The organism is Streptococcus halichoeri (genome assembly GCF_009870755.1).
Lineage (GTDB): Bacteria > Bacillota > Bacilli > Lactobacillales > Streptococcaceae > Streptococcus > Streptococcus halichoeri.
Genome location: NZ_WLZU01000027.1, coordinates 1 through 15,617 on the forward strand (window position 1 = coordinate 1; position 15,617 = coordinate 15,617).

Genomic DNA, 15,617 nt, shown 5'->3' on the forward strand with positions numbered 1-15,617 from the left:
AAGGCGGAGCTAACACTTCGTTCAAGACCATTCAAAACAGCATAGCTCTAAAACCTCGTAGACAGGGTTTGTCCACAATTTTTCGTAATCGCGCTACTCGTCTTAGCTGGACTTCAGTTTTGAATCGCCCTTTCATAGCACTATTATACGGCAAAAACCTTATGAAATCAATTGGCTTAAGAAGTTTTTGGCGGCCGATTAAGTCTCAAACAATATTGGGGTTAGTTGCTGTAGTAAGCAAAAATTCTGCGCTGCTTTTCAACTTTCTCAGATTAATTTCTAGGCGGACTGATTTTGAGAATCCACCTTTGTTTTATTCTCTCTGCGGCAGCTCTACGGTTAATTGGCGGAGCATGAGCGATTTTTACCTTGATAAGCACAGTAAAAATCGCCTAATTTACGGTCCGCCTCACTCATTTCCCCTTTACCTATCACATCACTATTCTTTAAATTTGGCTAACTTGAACTATCTGACTGGTTTTAAGTACGGCATAGCTTTTAAAGGAACATTTACATCCTTTCATCTGCGTGAGCCCTTCCCCGCGAACGATAGCGGTATTTCCTAGAAGACTGTGGTTTTAGAATGCTTTGCCTTTTATATAGTAGAAATATTCAAATGAACGCCTAAAGGATAGCTACTTGGAGCACCAACAAGGCCCCGCCAAAAATTAATAGGAAAGCCACGACTGGCCATACAAACTTTAACCAGTGGGAATATTTCATATCAAGCATTTGGAGAGTCGCCATGACTAGTCCAGTGGGCGCAAGAAAGAGCATGGCGTATTGGCCAAATTGATAAGCCATTACAACTACTGAACGCGGAATGCCAACAGTATCTGCTAATGGAGCTAAGATCGGCATGGATAAAACAGCCAAACCAGACGAAGACGGCACTACAAAGCCAAGGAAGAAGTAGATAAGCATCATAACTATGATAAAAACGGGACCACTGACATGAGAGGCCATTTTTGAAGCTGCAAAGAGCATGGTATCAGAAATATATCCTTGGTTCAAAATAATGTTAATCCCACGCGCCAATCCAATGATGAGAGAAACACCAACTAAGCTTGCTGCTCCATTAACAAATTCATCCACCACTTCTTTCTCACCTATGCCTTGTTTGCCTGTAGCTGTCAGAAACATAATAATAATTGTGATGGCTAAAAATGATGAGGCCATGGTTGGGAACCACCAGCCTTTGGCCATTACTCCCCAGACCATGAGTGGAAAGGCCACTACAAAAAGGATTAAAATGATTTTTTGTTTGAGGGTAAAAACTGCGGCAGAATTGTCTGTTGCAATTGCCCACCGTGCATTAAATTCCTCGCGGTCCTCATAAGAATATGAAAAGGTCGGATCTTTTTTAATCTTCTTAGCATACCAATATAAATAACTAATGACAAAAACTGCCCCCATGATACAACCAAAGGTACGCCATCCCAATCCTTCAGTAAAGCTAATACCAGCCGCATTTGAAGCTATTACGGATGAAAAAGGATTAATCGTTGAAAAGGAGGTCCCTACTGAGCTAGCAAGAAAAATTGCCCCCACACAGATAATCGAATCATAGCCCATAGCTAGAAAAACAGGAACCAAAATAGGGTAAAAGGCAACCGCTTCTTCTTCAATCCCACAAAGGGTACCCCCAATAACCATTAAAAGGGCGACTAGGAAGATAAGCATAAATTCGTGTCCTTTGGTTTTCTTAGTTAAGGCTAAAAGTCCCGTTTCAAATGCACCGCTTCGTCTAACAACACCAATCATTCCTCCTAGGACCATGATAAAAACCATGATGTCAACAGCCTCAATTGTTCCATTTACCATACTGGTCGTAATATCACTGAGTTTTGCCGGGTTTTGCTTCAAGCTTTGATAGGTATTTGGGACAGAAACGGGTTTACTAATGGCCCCCGACGTAAACTCTTCAATTTTGATTTTGACATGAATCTTATCCAACTGCGCTTGGGTAGCTGGTAAATGGGTCGTCTTTCCCTGTGGACTGGTTTGAATCAATTTGGCACTTGCTGGATCATACTGTAGTTTTGAGTAAGATCCTGCGGGAATAAACCAAGTTGCTAATACAGACACAATCGTTAAGATAAACAAAATGGTAAAAGCACCTGGCATCCGGAATCGTCTGGTATTTTTGTTTACACTTTTAACATTTTCAACTTCCTGCATGAGTATTTCTCCTGTTATATGTATTTTAAGAGGCCTTTTGCAAAAAAAGGTACATAAGAAAACCGACTGCCTAGCTTTCTTTGTACCTTAGCTGTTTTTATTTAGTAATACGTGTTCCAATGTTTCCTTGCAGGGCCTGCTCTAATCCTTCTAAAGAAGTAATAAGAGCCATCCCTTTGGGATTTCTATCTAAGAAACTCATACAGGCAACAACTTTTGGTAACATACTCCCTTTTGCAAATTCACCACGGTTGACATCATCAATTATTTCTTTAACAGTAACATTTTTAAGAGCTTTTTGATCAGGTTTACCATAATGGATATAGACATGGTCAACGGCCGTTAAAATAATAAGTTGATCTGCATCAAGCTTCCCAGCTAGAAGGGCACTTGATTTATCTTTATCAATAACAGCAGCAACACCTTCATAACCAGCTGATGTCTTAATCACTGGGACACCACCGCCTCCGCCAGCAATCACTAAAGAGCCTGACTCAATAAGTGCTTGAATGCTTTTTAATTCTAAAATATTAATGGGCTCTGGAGAGGCAACTACGCGACGGTAACCACGGCCAGCATCTTCCACAAAGGTATGGCCTGTTGCTTGAGCTAACTTTTTAGCTGTCGCTTGATCATAAAATGCTCCGATTGGTTTGGATAGATTTGTAAATGCTGAATCATCTTTATCAACTTCGATTTGGGTGACAAGCGTTGCAACCTCTTTGTCAATGCCTTGCTGTTTTAATTCATTTAGCAAACTTTGTTGTAAATGATAGCCAATATAACCTTGACTCATGGCTCCGCATTCTGGGAAGGGAAAGGCTGCGCCCTGACCATGTTCAGCAGCATAGTTCATTCCTAAGTTAATGGCGCCCACTTGTGGACCATTGCCATGACTAATAACGACTTCGTGACCTTCTTTAATAAGCGAAACCAATGATCGCGCTGTGTTTTTAACCAGCTGTAATTGCTCTTTGGGAGATTTTCCAAGTGCATTACCACCTAATGCTACGACAATTTTGGCCATAGGTACCTCCTAATCCCCTAAGGTAGCAACCATTACAGCTTTAATGGTATGCATGCGATTTTCTGCTTCTTGAAAGACAACCGAATGAGGTCCTTCAAAGACTTCATCTGATACTTCCATTTCCTTGAGACCATATTTATCAAAAATTTCCTTACCAATCTTAGTATCAATATTATGGAAGGAAGGGAGACAATGCTCAAAAATAACATTTGGATTATTGGTCATTTCGATCATCTTTTGGGTGACACGATACGGTTCAAGTAAGCTGATTCTTTCTTTCCAAACGTCATCGGGTTCTCCCATTGAGACCCACACATCTGTGTAAAGGACGTCTGAATCCCGCACACCCTTTTCAATATCACTCGTAATATCAATAGTAGCGCCAGAAGCTTGGGCAAGCGATTGACATTTTTCAAGTAAAGCTTTTTCGGGTCTTAAGGCATCAGGACAAACCAAGTGGAAAGTCATTCCAACAATAGATGCACCAATCATTAAAGCATTTGCTACATTATTACGACCATCTCCTACGTAAGTAAAACGAATATCTTGATAAGGTTTGTGGAGACATTCCTTTGCTGTCAAAAAATCAGCTAATACTTGAGTTGGGTGATCGGCATCGGTTAAACCATTCCAAACAGGGACACCGGCAAACTCAGCTAGGGTTTCAACAGTCGCTTGAGAAAAACCGCGGTACTCAATGCCGTCATACATGCCACCTAGAACACGGGCTGTATCTTTAGCAGTTTCTTTTTTACCCATTTGACTGCCTGTTGGCCCTAGATAAGTTACACGAGCGCCTTGGTCATAGGCAGCAACTTCGAAGGCACAGCGTGTGCGCGTTGAATCTTTTTCGAAAATCAAGGCAATATTTTTACCATTCAAGCGTTTTTGCTCAATGCCAGCGTATTTAGCTTTCTTTAAATCTTCAGAAAGATTCAATAAAAACTCAACTTCTTGCTTTGTAAAATCCAATAAGGTTAGAAAATTACGGTGACGTAAATTTTTCATTGCTTATCGCCTCCTTTTTATTTATACTTACATTATAGATAGCGTTTTCAAAAAAACTCATAAAACCTCAAAAATAGTCACACTATTTTTTAGAAAGGCGTAATATGCTTGATATTTTAGCCGAAAAACACATGGAGCGACGTCAGAGAATCCTTATTGCTGCTATCACTATCGCTCTGGCAGCACAGGTGAATATTTCCATTATTACAGATGGTTTTATTTTGACATTATCCTTATTTATCCTTCCTGTCTTTCTCTATTTTAATGACGATGTCAATCCTATTCACATCTGTCTTGGGATTGCGATTGCCTCACCCATTTTTCGTGGACTACTCTTATTTTTAGTTGGAGATGCCGAATTGATGCGGATTATTGAATTTGTCTTCACCGACATGATTTTTTATATCTGCTATGGTACCACTTTCTACTATATTTATTGGCATCGTTCCTCTCGTCATAAGGGAACTTTTTTCTTTGCCATTATTATTTGTGACTACTTATCCAATGTGATTGAAATGAGCCTCCTGCTAAAATTTACCCATTATCATCTGGAATTTTTTGGCTTACTTTTTTTAACGGCTCTTGTTCGAGCACTAATTAGCTGCGCGCTAGCCTACACTTACCATTATCTGACCTTGTTATTGCAAAAAGAAAATCATGAAAAACGTTATTACTATTTTGTCTGGTCTTCTGCCGCTGTCAAAAGTGAAGTCTATTTTATGCAAAAGAATATCCAAGAAATTGAAAATATTATGAAAAATGCTTATCTTCTTGATAAAGAATTAGAAAAACACCACTTGCCAAGTCATTATCAACACTTATCCTTAGATATTGCACGTGATGTGCATGAAATCAAAAAAGACTATCAAAATGTCATTAAGGGGCTTGGGACCTATTTTAGTGTCAAAAATGAGTCAACTATGGCTTTAAAGGATATTTTTCAGATTGTCTTATCCTACGCGCGTAGCCTCATCCACGCGCATCAACAAGACATTATCATTATCGAAAGTAGGCCACTGGATGTCACGGTTGCTAATTATTATTTCCTCTTAACGGTCATCTCTAACGTCCTCTTAAATGCTGTAGAAGCCATCGGAAAGCAACGAAACGGAACCATTGCAGTCTCAACAACAGAAACTAGCGAGCAGTTAACCATTACAATCAAAGATAATGGGCCTGGCATTTCAGCAAAATTAAAAGACTATATCTTTCAGCCTGGTTTTTCAACCAAATTTGATGCTAATGGCGACATTTACCGGGGGATTGGTCTTTCCCATGTTAAAATGATTATGGCAGAGCAGTATAATGGAACCATCCAGGTAAGTGACCATTATCCTAAGGGTGCTATTTTTACTTTAACTTTTGATAAGAGCTGTTTAGAAGTAGGAGTCAAAGAATGAACTATTATATTATTGATGATGATCCTTCAATTACTATGATTTTGGCAGATATTATTGAGGATGACTTTGCCAACACTGTCTCTAAGACATGCAATTCTTCAGTAGAAGCCTTTAAAGACTTACTGATTTGGGATGTTGACATTGTCCTGATTGATTTATTGATGCCAAACCTTGATGGTGTTTCTCTGGTAAAACAAATTCACAAACAGCGGCCGCAGCTTAAATTTATTATGATTTCACAGGTTAAAGATGAGGGTCTTAGGCAAAATGCTTACCGAGCAGGAATTGAGTTTTTTATTAGTAAGCCAATCAACCTTGTCGAAGTAAAGACCGTCTTAAAGAAAGTTGCACAAAGTGTTGAAATGGAACACAAACTGTCGACTATCCAACAGTTGCTGGCATTTAACTCGAGCGATAAAACACCGGTCAAAGCTGATAATCCTTATCTCACCAAAGCTCAAGCAATCCTTAACTATTTAAGTATTTCTTCAGAATCTGGCTATGCAGACATTCTGCGCATCTGCCAGCTTATGGTCCAAAAAAATATAACTTTTGAACACCTCAATTTACAGCAAGAACTGGGGATTGACTCACATGAGCAAAAGGTCATGATGCAGCGCGTCAGACGGACCGTGAAAAAAGCAATGGTTAACATGGCTCATCTGTGTATCGATGATTTTGATAATGCTATCACCCTCCAATATGCCAATCATTTATTTGGTTATCAAAACATCCATAAGGAAATTCAAGCCATTCAAAAAGACAGACTGTCCGGCGGAAAAGTCTCCTTGCGGAAATTTTTTGACGCCCTCACCATTGAATGTCATGACTAAGTCTTAAACGATTGCAGGTGAGCGCACCGGCCTCCCTCTTACCAGCTAGCAGCAATAGCAAGGCAGTGATTGCTCGCACGTAGATCAACACTTCTATAAATCCCTTCTATTAAAAGGCCTTGGATGCCATTCCCCTAAATCGACTAAAGTATGCAATAAGCACAGGTTGGCTTTGAAATTGCCGGTTCTATCTTCTTTTCACAGAACCAACACCGGACCAGTCAAGATAAGTTTTTGGAAACGTTTCCGTCAATTAATTTGTACATTTTTGAACACTTTGTCCAAATTTTAGTAATTAATACTTGAGTTTTCACAAAAAATTCGTATAATAAACAATGTATTACAAATGGACATAATGTATAAAGGAGACAAGATGTTTAATGAATTAAAAACATTATTAAAACGTCCAAATTTATGGGTGACCATCGTAGGTATCGCCTTGGTACCTGCGTTATATAGCTTAGTATTCCTTACGTCTATGTGGAATCCCTATGGACACTTCGATCAATTCCCTGTAGCTGTTGTCAATCAAGACAAAGAAGCTAGCTTTCAAAATAAAAGCATCAATGCTGGTGACAAAATTGTAGACACCCTTGAAAAGAGCAAGGAATTAGACTTTCATTTTGTATCAGAAAAAACAGCCAAAAAAGGGCTTCATGATGGCAAGTACTTTATGATTGTCACTTTTCCAAAAGACCTTTCGCAAAAGGCAGTGACTATTCTTACTGATCATCCGCAAAAGGCCGTGGTTCACTATGAAACGTCCAAGGGTCACAACTTCATTGCTTCAAAGCTCAGCCAGTCAATGATGATTAAAATGGAATCCAAAATTTCCAAAACAGTAACCAAGACCTACAATCAATTATTATTTGATAAATTATCTAACCTGCAAGGCGGAGTTGGCAAAGCCGCAGATGGTAGCCAACAATTAGCCGATGGCGCTAAAAAAGCAGCCGATGGTAGTCAGGCACTCTCAAGTAATCTCAATCTTTTAGCCACTTCTAGTCAAACCTTCCAAGCTGGCGCTGGCAAATTAGCTAATGGCCTTGGCCAATACACTAATGGGGTCGCTCAATTAAATGGGGGCTTAGGACAATTGTCAAACGGGGTTAACCAATATACTGCTGGGGTGGCCAAACTCTCCAATGGTATTGCGCCAATTCAAGCTGGTGTTATCCAATATACTGGAGGGGTCGCTCAATTACATAATGGTTTAGGAAGTTTGGCCTCAGGACTTAATAAGTATACAGGTGGCGTTGCTGAACTCTCAGCAGGAGCTAACCAATTAAATCGTAACACTCCTCAATTAGTGGCCGGTGCTAAGCAACTGGCTGGTGGTTCTGCTAGCATGCAACAATTAATCGATGGAACCAAACAGTTAAACGCTGGTTTGAATGCTTTACAAGCAAAAACAAACAGCCAAGACTTGCAAACACTAAAAACTGGCCTAGGTCAGCTTCAAGCAGGGGTTGATAAGTTAAACACTGTCCTATCGCAAAGCCAAACAGATATTCCCCAAGTTGATACAACTAACCTAACCACAGCCCTTAGTGATATTGCTGCGCAGGCCAAAATGCTAGCAGCTGCATCAGCAAATACAGGTACAACTAATGCTAACGCCAAGGCCTTAGCTGCCGTTCAAGGTACCGCGGCTTATCAAACTATGACGCCTGAGCAAAAGGCTGAAATCAACGCGGCTATTCAAAATGCCGCTAGTGAGCCTGCTCCAAGCAGCAATCCAAATACTGCCGCAGCAGCCCAAGCTATCTTAGGAGATGTCCAAACCATCCAAGGATCACTTCAAGATCTCTCCAAGGCAGCCCAAGCGATGACTAGTGCGGCTAACCAATTGACACAACTAAAATCATCTACGCAACAACTAGCCTCTGCAGCTGATCAAGCCATTCCAGCAACCGTTCAATCTTTTAACCAAATCAACACGGCTTTAGGCCAAATGGTCCCTGGAAGTAACAAGTTAGCTGCTGGCGTTGATCAATTGCAAACAGCTAGCCAAGGCAGTCAAAAATTAGCGACTGGCCTTATCCAATATACAAATGGCGTTACTAAAGTAGCAAATGGCGCTAACATGCTTAACAGTCAATCTGATCGTTTAAATGCTGGCGCCAATATGGTAGCCGCTGGGGCTGAACGCCTTAATCGTAATTCTGCCAAATTAACTGACGGTGTGAACCAATTAGCTGATGGCGCTAATCTACTTAATAGTAAATCTGCTGATTTAAATGCGGGGGTAACAAAAGCCGCAACTGGTGTAGCAACCTTAGACAGCAAGTCTGGCCAATTAATGAGCGGAGCTGATCAATTAGCTAATGGCGCTGGACAAATAGCTGGTGGGGCTAGCAAGCTAGCTGACGGTGGCCAACAATTAAACAATGGACTCGTGACACTCACTGATGGGGCTGATACCTTAGCTGACAAACTTGGTTCTGCTGGTCGCGGTCTAAAAACCATTGACTTTAAACAAGCCAATGCCAAAGATTTGGCTGCACCAATCAAGCTCACACACCAAGATAAAGATAATGTTAAGGTCAATGCCGTTGGTATGGCGCCTTACATGATGTCCATCGCCCTCTTGGTTGCTGCTATGGCGGCTAACATTATCTTCTACGATATGTTAAATGGAGAAAAACACCAAGATCGCTTTACCTGGGCTAAATCAAAACTTTTAATCAATGGGTTGATTTCTACTCTAGCTGCTATCATCCTTTTTGTCACCATCCTCTTGATGGGATTTGAGCCAAGTCACAAGGCTTCAACCCTCCTCATCATTTTGTTGACAGCTTGGGCCTTGATGGCAGTGGTAACCGCCCTCTTAGGCTGGGATCGCCGCTTTGGTTCTTTTGCCTCACTCTTCTTCTTGCTCTTCCAACTCGGATCAAGTGCTGGGACTTATCCATTGCAGATTGTACCTCCAATTTTCATGAAGATTGGACACTTCTTACCAATGTACTATTCCGTAGCTGGCCTTCGTCAAGCAATGTCACTTACAGGAGATATTGCTAAGCCTGCTGGTATGTTAACTCTCTTTATCATTGGTGCAATGGTTGTGGGACTGCTCATTTACCGCAAAGACAAGGTTGAATAAAACAAGAGTTGGTTTCTGGCTAAGCTGCTCTGTTTGGGCGGCGGCAGCACTTAACAAAAAAACAAAACAGAAAATAACCTTCTGTTTTGTTTTTTTATACTCTCTTTTCCCTAGACTCAAGGCTTGGGTCATCTACTTACTCACTGCTAATAGGATTTTAGAGAAAAAATTCTTGGTTGGTGGTGGTTAAAAGCAGAGCAGGTCTTATTTTTGAGGTTACCAGCTCTGCTTGCTGAGTTAGCAAATGCTACCCGGCACTGCAAAGGCAAACTGGTCAAAAAAGGCATTGGCTAGGCCCTTTTAAGCCTATTTCTTAGCTCGGCTATTTTCCAGCCAAGCCTGATTAAAACGCTTAAGGATGATTGACTTGGATTTAGTGATATAGCTATAGTCTTCTTTTAGAAGGGGGATAGCATCTAGTTTTTTCAATTCACTACTTGTCTGCTGATCCTGTCTTATGGAACGGTTCGTCGCAGAGAGGGCAAAGGCTTCTTGGACCTCTTTTGAGAGGATGTAATCTATAAACTGTTTAGCCTCTGTTTGAGCTGAGCTGCCTTTTATGATGGCAACAGATGATGGCACAAAAACAACACCTTCTTTGGGATAGACGACTGACACATTGGCACCGCTTTTTTGTAAAGCAAGGGCGGGGTCTTCGTATGTGAGACCAACTGTCATCTTGCCTTCGGCTACGGATTGATAGACTTCTGTTGAGGACTGATACTGCACATGATCAATGTTTCGCAGCAATTGTCTGAGATAGTGCCAGGCTTGTGGATTTTTATAGCCACCTTTAGCTAACAAAATATTGGTCAATTGAGAAAAGGCACTTGAGGAGGTGTTTGGATTTCCAAAAGCAATCTTGCCTTTTAGATCCGGATTTAGCAGGTCCTGGTAACTAGTAATTGGGGTGTGTTTGGCTAGTTCATTGTTAACAATCAGTACACTGCCATTAATAGTATAAGGCGTGGCAAAATGGTTAGGCAGACGATAATCTGCTAGCACCTGTGGCAATTCTTTAGAGCGATAGGGGGTAAAATACTGACTATGACGATTAAAAAGGGTGTAGTTCCCTCCAAAAAAGAGATCTGCTTGCGGTGCTCGGTGCTTCACCACTTTTGTCATTAATTCGCCTGTTCCACCTTGAATGAGTTTTACTGAAATACCATATTTTTCCTCAAAAGCAAGAACGGTTCCCGTCAAAACAGATTGACTGTTTGGAGTCATAATGACTAGCTGCTTGGGATGGGAGTGCTGTATTGTCCAATACCGCGGTATTAAGTAAGAGCCCAAGAATCCTAAACCAGCTAAGCCAATCAGGATCAGCAAAAGGCGTCTTTGGCCTTTAATCTTTTGTTTTTGCATATTGGCCTCCATTTGCTTGCACCTGCCAGATACCTTCACGGAATTGTGTGGCATTTTGTCCAAGGTATTTTTTAAAGACGCGATCGAAATAACGGTAGTCAAAAATACCTACAGCTTCTGCAACTTGATAAACAAGCATATTGGGTTTCGTAACCAAGAGGCGCATAGCTTGATTCACCCGAAATTGATTAATATAATCATTCAACGTCATATCCAGGTGCTTTTTAGCCAACTGGTACAGGTAACTATCACTATAGCCCAATTGCTGAGCCAAAAGTGAAATGGATAACTTCTCATGATAATGCGTCTGAATGAAGGTCACCAATTCATAAATAGAATGAGGCATTTCCTGAGACAACTGAGGCAACGTTAGATAGGGAATCTTGACTGCTTGGCTTGTATCACAATCTAACCTTGCCAGAACCTGATCTAAGCATTGATACAGTGTATCTTTTGTGAGTGGCTTTTCTAAAAACTCCAAAACCCCATAGTGTAGAGCATTTCGGGCGTTTGGAAAATCGGCAAAGCCAGACAGGATAATCTTGGCATAAGAGACTTCTTTGGTCGCTTCAAACATATCAAAGGCAGACATGATTGGCATGTTAATGTCTGTTAAGACAATATCTGGCTGCGTGTCAAGGATTAATTGACTGCCTTCTCGGCCATCTTTTGCTTCCCCAACAAGCAAAAACGTCTCTGATTTTGCTGTAAGGGCTTGATGCAACCATTGGCGAATAAGATGTTCATCTTCGATGATAGCGATTCGATACATACCTACTCCTTTACATGAAAAATAACCGAAAAATACTGATCCGCTTGCTCAAAGTCTAGTGTCACACGCTGATAAGAATGCTTTAGGCGTCGATAGGTGTTACTCAAGCCATGTTGAGAGGCTTGTGAATGGAGCTGGTTTAAAATCACTTCTTGCTTAGCTGGACTAATGCCTTGGCCATTATCAGAAACCTTAAATAGGAACTGATCTCCATCAACTTGGCAAGTGATGCGAATAGCCACATCATGGCGTTGTTTAAAGCCATATTTAATAGCATTTTCTACCAAAGGCAATAAGAAAAGCTTTGGGACTTTTATGTGTTTGAGATTGGGGTCAAGATCAATTGTATAACGCAGCTCAGCAAAGCGAATCGCATTGATGGCTAAGAAGGACTCGATGATGACCAAGTCATCTGCTAGGGTGACAAGCTGAGAAGTCTGATCCACGCTGTAGCGAAGAATCTTTGTCAACTGCAAGACGATGGTTTCTGTCAATACGGGATCACATTGGCTAGTGATTAAAATGGTTTCCAAAGTATTATAGAGAAAATGAGGATTAAACTGTGCTTCAAGCATACGTCGCTCAAACTGGAATTTCTCTTTTTCTAAAACTAAAGTTTGATTATGTAAAGACTGTAGCCGACTGACCATTTGGTTAATCTGGTTAGCAAGATACTGAAACTCATCATGGCTGTGGAGTTGAATTCTGGTTTTTTTCTGTTTTGAAATAGCCTGCATATCCGTCACCATCTGTGAAATCGTCTGAGAATTGGCCACAGCAATTTGATTAGCTAGGATAGCCGATTTTTTGCGCAAGATGATAAAAATCGTCAAAGAAGACAAGAGTGAAAAGAGCAAAATCATCTTAAGGGGAAAGAGCGGACGATAGAGCCACAAGGTCAGCTCATCTGTTAATGCTTGTGAGCGAACGGTGTAGGCTTGATGATTTCGAAACACTATCGGATGTTGCAAGGCGGCACTTCGGACTTTATCAAGACTTGACTCGACAAATTCGCGACTAGTAAAAACCAAACTATTGTCCCATTTATCAGCAATAATCACATTGGAGTTTAAGACTTGTACGGGTGTCAAAAATGTGGTCCCATTAAGAACCAATAAAGTATAGCCTTGGGCCCTGTGGCCTATCACAATAGGTTTAATAAACAGCAAGAAATGACTGTTATCATTTTCCATCGTTACCTTCAGAACTCTTTTTTGGGCATCTGGCTGAAGGTGTTGCAAAATTTCTCTGAGATGCACTGATTGGTTAAAAACATTTCCCAAATGCGGGTTACTGGCAAAAACCAAACTTTGCTGCTGATTATACACGACAAGCTCAGCCTGAGTTTGTTCATTCTGCCGTAACTGATAATAAAGCTGGTTCAACTCTGATGAGGATAATTGCCCCCTTAGGTATTTAGGAACTAGGGATTGACTAACATGATTTAATAAGCCATAATGATGCCGAATGCTGGTTTGAAAATTCCTTTTAACCGTTTGAAAGTCTTGGTAGAGCCCGATCTCTTGGGGAGCAAATGAAAAAATAATAAAAAAGAAGATCAAAATTAAAGAAACAATCAAAGATTGCTTAGAAAAATGCCGCGAAATATCTTCTTGAAGATGACGTTTAAACTGTTCTTCCACCTGATCTCCTTTCATTTTTTACTAAGGTTATTATAACAAAAAGCAACGGCTTAAGGCTAGTGCCTCGTTAAGCTTGCACCATATCAAAAAAGATTAGCAAAACATAGACAAGTCGTCTGTTTTACCAATCTTTTTATTATGACTAACAAATACCAAATAGACCTAGCAAAATGCCAAGGAGCATGATGCCAAACATAATCCAGTTGATGTTGACTTTACGTTTTAAGAGCCAAAAGGCTGCCAAGGTAACCATTAAAGGCACAATGCCAATAAACAACTGATCAAGATAAGTCTGGATGGAAGCCACTTCTTTAGCTCCTTTGGCTGCAACCGTCAAAATTGTTTTAAACTTCACATTTGAAGCGGTCATCGAACCGACCATCATCAAACCAAGCATAGAAGAGGTTTTGGTAACAATTTTGATACCACCTGATTCATAGAGCTTTTTGATAAACTCAGCCCCAACAGAGTAACCACCATACAAGCTATAGTAGTGAATTAAGAAGGCAGGAACATTATATAGGAGCAAGAAGACTACAGCTCCCATAGCAGAACCAGAGCTAGCTAAGGAAATACCAATCCCTGCTGCTATTACCCGCAAAATACCCCAAAAGAAGGAGTCGCCAATTCCAGAGATCGGCCCCATTAAGGAAGCCTTCACAGCGGTGATGGCGCTGGCATCAAATTCTGGATCTTCACTATTTTTCTTTTCCATGGAAGCAACAAGCCCCATGATAAAGTTATTAATGTGCATGGTCGCATTAAACCAAGTTGTATGCCGTACTAAGGCTGCCGCTTTTTCTTCTTTGGTTTTGTAAAATTGATTGATGACTGGTAGTAAAGTATAGATCACACCAACGGCATGATATTGGGTTGCCCCTGTCCGGCTGGCATTCATGGTCCATGAGCGCCAAAAAACAGATCGAAGCATCTTACGTTCAGCTTTTGTTAATGTTTCCTTAGATTTCATGCAAAGAAATCCTCCTCTTCTGATTCTGTAGAATCAAAATGATTCTGTGAACTCACTAGACCGTTCCTCATCGCATCTAATTCTAAATCACGCTGTGAGCTAATCACACAAATGACACAACCTAGAACTGCAACCGCAACAGCTGGCAGTTTTAAGTAAGCTGTTAGGACAAAACCAAGCAGATAAAAGACTGCCAATTTGTTGGTCCACAAAAGCTTCATCAGCATAGCAAAACCAACAGCTGGTAAAAGGCCTCCAGCGGCACTCAAACCATTCATTAGATTTTGTGGAATATGTTCAACAAAAGCATTAACAGGTCCACTTCCAACCAGAATACCAATGAAAGAAATAGAGGCAATAATCAGGTAATAAACAATCCAAGTACCATAATGCAAGAGTACCAGTTGGCCTTGTTTGTTATCAGCAGCTGCTCGATCAACCCAAGGTGCAAAGATATTCATAAAGACATTCTTTAAAAACATCACCACAAAGGCTGCTAACATCCCAATAGGCACAGCTAAAGTCATAGCTGCTTTTTGGTCAATATGGGAAATGATGGTAAAGGTAGTCGCCATAGCTGTTGCTGTTACAGGCTCTGCTGCAATCACGCCTCCGATATTAACATTCCCTAAAAAGAGTGCTTCTAATGAAGCCCCCATCAAGATTCCCACCTTGAGATCTCCTAATAAGAGTCCGGTTACTAGACCAACCACAAGTGGTCGCTCCATCATACTTTGGCCGGTTAAATAGTTTCCCCCAAAACAGATTAGGACAGCTAAGGCTGCCATTGTTGCTGGCATTAACATAGACATTTCCTTTCCTTAGTCCATTAATTGATCAAGCATAAGCTTGCTATTAGTTGGCAACACTTGATTATAAACCTCTAGATTTGGCAAGGTTGTTAATTCTTTAGCGGCAGCCATTTCTGCTGGATTTAAGAGCAGACTAGGTGCTAATTTCACTTTGCTAGCTGGATCTGATTTATCAAATCGACCTACATTAGCCACATTGACAGCCTCTAAATGCTCGACATTTTTGGCAATTTGGCAAGCATCTGTCACCGAATTAACAATAACAAACAAGCGTTTATCAGTTGCTCTTGGATCATTAAAAAGTTTGATAGCATCCTCAACGGAACGAATTAAGAGCTTCATGCCATTAGGCACAGCCATTTTGAGCGTCATTTGGGTAATCTCATTTTTAGCGGCCTCATCATTAGCTACTACTAATAGAGGGGCATTGAGTTCTTTAGTCCAAACAACAGCGACTTGCCCATGGATTAAGCGATCATCCACTCGAATTTGCGTTATCATCT

12 protein-coding genes are annotated in these 15,617 nt (G+C 40.7%); 3 read left to right on the forward strand and 9 right to left on the reverse strand.

The window, feature by feature from the left end:
* Positions 1-624 precede the first annotated feature (624 nt).
* The 3 genes from GWD08_RS07140 to argF form a co-directional block, all read right to left on the reverse strand.
* Positions 625-2,181: a YfcC family protein gene (locus GWD08_RS07140; protein WP_159544763.1), complete on the reverse strand. Its 1,557-nt coding sequence runs from the start codon at positions 2,179-2,181 to the stop codon at positions 625-627.
* A 97-nt stretch (positions 2,182-2,278) separates the two neighbouring features.
* Positions 2,279-3,208, reverse strand: coding sequence for a carbamate kinase (gene arcC, locus GWD08_RS07145; protein ID WP_159544765.1), 930 nt, complete (start codon positions 3,206-3,208; stop codon positions 2,279-2,281).
* Between the two features lie 9 nt (positions 3,209-3,217).
* Positions 3,218-4,216 (reverse strand): ornithine carbamoyltransferase, encoded by a 999-nt coding sequence (gene argF, locus GWD08_RS07150; RefSeq protein ID WP_159544767.1) that lies wholly within the window; start codon positions 4,214-4,216, stop codon positions 3,218-3,220.
* A 104-nt stretch (positions 4,217-4,320) separates the two neighbouring features.
* Between argF and GWD08_RS07155 the strand changes: the two genes are divergently transcribed.
* The 3 genes from GWD08_RS07155 to GWD08_RS07165 all read left to right on the forward strand — a co-directional run bounded on the left by GWD08_RS07155 (position 4,321) and on the right by GWD08_RS07165 (position 9,552).
* On the forward strand, positions 4,321-5,616 hold the full coding sequence (locus tag GWD08_RS07155; protein WP_159564960.1) for a sensor histidine kinase: 1,296 nt from the start codon (positions 4,321-4,323) through the stop codon (positions 5,614-5,616).
* Entirely contained in the window at positions 5,613-6,449 is an 837-nt protein-coding gene (locus tag GWD08_RS07160; RefSeq protein WP_159564962.1) for a DNA-binding domain-containing protein, read from the forward strand. Before GWD08_RS07155 ends, GWD08_RS07160 begins: the two co-directional genes overlap by 4 nt.
* A gap of 373 nt (positions 6,450-6,822) precedes the next feature.
* Positions 6,823-9,552 (forward strand): YhgE/Pip domain-containing protein, encoded by a 2,730-nt coding sequence (locus GWD08_RS07165; protein ID WP_159564964.1) that lies wholly within the window; start codon positions 6,823-6,825, stop codon positions 9,550-9,552.
* A gap of 306 nt (positions 9,553-9,858) precedes the next feature.
* Here GWD08_RS07165 and GWD08_RS07170 read toward each other — a convergent pair whose 3' ends face one another.
* The 6 genes from GWD08_RS07170 to GWD08_RS07195 all read right to left on the reverse strand — a co-directional run bounded on the left by GWD08_RS07170 (position 9,859) and on the right by GWD08_RS07195 (position 15,615).
* Entirely contained in the window at positions 9,859-10,917 is a 1,059-nt protein-coding gene (locus GWD08_RS07170; RefSeq protein WP_159564966.1) for an extracellular solute-binding protein, read from the reverse strand.
* Positions 10,898-11,689: a response regulator transcription factor gene (locus GWD08_RS07175; protein ID WP_159549891.1), complete on the reverse strand. Its 792-nt coding sequence runs from the start codon at positions 11,687-11,689 to the stop codon at positions 10,898-10,900. Before GWD08_RS07175 ends, GWD08_RS07170 begins: the two co-directional genes overlap by 20 nt.
* Before the next feature lie 2 nt (positions 11,690-11,691).
* Positions 11,692-13,347 (reverse strand): sensor histidine kinase, encoded by a 1,656-nt coding sequence (locus GWD08_RS07180; protein WP_159549894.1) that lies wholly within the window; start codon positions 13,345-13,347, stop codon positions 11,692-11,694.
* Between the two features lie 127 nt (positions 13,348-13,474).
* On the reverse strand, positions 13,475-14,302 hold the full coding sequence (locus GWD08_RS07185) for a PTS system mannose/fructose/sorbose family transporter subunit IID (protein WP_159549899.1): 828 nt from the start codon (positions 14,300-14,302) through the stop codon (positions 13,475-13,477).
* Entirely contained in the window at positions 14,299-15,108 is an 810-nt protein-coding gene (locus tag GWD08_RS07190) for a PTS mannose/fructose/sorbose/N-acetylgalactosamine transporter subunit IIC (RefSeq protein ID WP_159544817.1), read from the reverse strand. Before GWD08_RS07190 ends, GWD08_RS07185 begins: the two co-directional genes overlap by 4 nt.
* A 15-nt stretch (positions 15,109-15,123) precedes the next feature.
* Complete coding sequence (locus GWD08_RS07195) at positions 15,124-15,615, reverse strand: PTS sugar transporter subunit IIB (protein WP_159544783.1); 492 nt, start codon at positions 15,613-15,615, stop codon at positions 15,124-15,126.
* Positions 15,616-15,617: the final 2 nt, after the last annotated feature.

Excerpts from the sequence above, each read along its gene's own strand:
- GWD08_RS07140 (WP_159544763.1), bottom strand. The coding sequence starts at position 2,181 with ATGCAGGAAGTTGAAAATGTTAAAAGTGTAAACAAAAATACCAGACGA.
- arcC (WP_159544765.1), bottom strand. The coding sequence starts at position 3,208 with ATGGCCAAAATTGTCGTAGCATTAGGTGGTAATGCACTTGGAAAATCT.
- argF (WP_159544767.1), bottom strand. The coding sequence starts at position 4,216 with ATGAAAAATTTACGTCACCGTAATTTTCTAACCTTATTGGATTTTACA.
- GWD08_RS07155 (WP_159564960.1), top strand. The coding sequence starts at position 4,321 with ATGCTTGATATTTTAGCCGAAAAACACATGGAGCGACGTCAGAGAATC.
- GWD08_RS07160 (WP_159564962.1), top strand. The coding sequence starts at position 5,613 with ATGAACTATTATATTATTGATGATGATCCTTCAATTACTATGATTTTG.
- GWD08_RS07165 (WP_159564964.1), top strand. The coding sequence starts at position 6,823 with ATGTTTAATGAATTAAAAACATTATTAAAACGTCCAAATTTATGGGTG.
- GWD08_RS07170 (WP_159564966.1), bottom strand. The coding sequence starts at position 10,917 with ATGCAAAAACAAAAGATTAAAGGCCAAAGACGCCTTTTGCTGATCCTG.
- GWD08_RS07175 (WP_159549891.1), bottom strand. The coding sequence starts at position 11,689 with ATGTATCGAATCGCTATCATCGAAGATGAACATCTTATTCGCCAATGG.
- GWD08_RS07180 (WP_159549894.1), bottom strand. The coding sequence starts at position 13,347 with ATGAAAGGAGATCAGGTGGAAGAACAGTTTAAACGTCATCTTCAAGAA.
- GWD08_RS07185 (WP_159549899.1), bottom strand. The coding sequence starts at position 14,302 with ATGAAATCTAAGGAAACATTAACAAAAGCTGAACGTAAGATGCTTCGA.
- GWD08_RS07190 (WP_159544817.1), bottom strand. The coding sequence starts at position 15,108 with ATGTTAATGCCAGCAACAATGGCAGCCTTAGCTGTCCTAATCTGTTTT.
- GWD08_RS07195 (WP_159544783.1), bottom strand. The coding sequence starts at position 15,615 with ATGATAACGCAAATTCGAGTGGATGATCGCTTAATCCATGGGCAAGTC.